This window comes from Neobacillus fumarioli NBRC 102428 (genome assembly GCF_001591485.1).
GTDB classification, from domain to species: domain Bacteria; phylum Bacillota; class Bacilli; order Bacillales; family Cytobacillaceae; genus Neobacillus; species Neobacillus fumarioli.
Genome location: NZ_BCUZ01000238.1, coordinates 1 through 1,295, shown reverse-complemented (window position 1 = coordinate 1,295; position 1,295 = coordinate 1). Strand labels below are relative to the sequence as shown.

Sequence of the window (1,295 nt, the reverse complement as noted above, 5' to 3'; positions counted from 1 at the left end):
GATATGAAGCCATCTTTCATAGGTGAAAAGCCCTTGTTATGGTATTTTAGACTTTTAAAAGATGAAAAAGTATATTTGACATGTGAGGACTTTTCAGTTTGTATATTGGAAGAAAATGAAGGAATAAAATCATTATTAAAACATAATGGAATTAATTAGGAAAAATAAATTAGTATTTGAAGGAAAAGTTTACTGACGCCCTTTTATTGTTTCATTGTCTAAGTGTTAAATTGGCAAGGAAAACCTAAAACAGTTATAATGAAACAAGTCTTAGAAATGTCATGGAGGGAAATATGGTGATAAACTTTGCAACTGTCGGAACAGGATGGATTACAGAATCATTTATAAAAGCAGCAAAATTGAGCGGGCAGATGAAATTGGTCGGGGTTTATTCCCGATCCGAGGCAAAAGCAAGGGAATTAGCCAATACATATCAAGCTGTAAATAGTTATACTGACCTGGAACAAATGGCTAAAAGCAGTGAGATCCAAGCAGTTTATATTGCTTCGCCAAATTCATTGCATTTTAAGCAGGCCATTACGTTTTTAAAACATAAGAAGCATGTCATTTGTGAAAAGCCGATATTTTCTACTTCTGCTGAATTGGAAGAAGCATACCGGGTAGCGGAAGAGAATGGGGTTTATTTATTTGAAGCAATCCGGAACATCCATACTCCCAACTTCCGTATTTTAAAGGAAAAACTATCAATGGCAGGTAAGGTGAGAAGTACTATTTTGTCGTACATTCAATACTCCTCTAGATATGATTTATTTTTAAAAGGGGAGGAGCCTAATATTTTTTCCGCCAAATTCTCAGGGGGAGCATTGGTTGATTTAGGGGTTTATCCGCTTTATTTGGCCGTTGGGCTGTTTGGAGAGCCGAAAAAGGTAAGCTATCACCCAGTCATCTTAAGGAGCGGGGTCGACGGAGGCGGCACACTTGTATTGGAATATGAGGATTTTGTCTCTACCATTCTTTGTTCCAAGATCTCCCATTCCAGCCTCCCTTGTGAAATTCATGGGGAAAAGGGAACCTTTGTCTTGGAAAATGCCGCCCCCATCTCGGAAATTACGTATATTGACAGCCACTCGAAAGAGAAGCAAGATATTGGCGTAGAACTGGAAGAGCAAGATATGGTCTATGAATGCGAGAATATTGCTCGAATTATTGAAACTAAGGACGATGAGACATATCAGGAATTGAAAAACTGGAGCAGAATTGTTCTCCGGATTACCGAAGAAGCGCGAAGACAAAATCAGATTGTATTTGCAGTGGAACAATAACATACTACTGTA

General features: G+C 38.1%; 1 protein-coding gene. It reads left to right on the top strand.

Annotated elements, in window-relative coordinates; translation table 11 throughout:
- The first annotated feature begins 299 nt into the window (after positions 1–299).
- On the top strand, positions 300–1,283 hold the full coding sequence (locus BFU02S_RS15860; RefSeq protein ID WP_157075975.1) for a Gfo/Idh/MocA family protein: 984 nt from the start codon (positions 300–302) through the stop codon (positions 1,281–1,283).
- Positions 1,284–1,295: the final 12 nt, after the last annotated feature.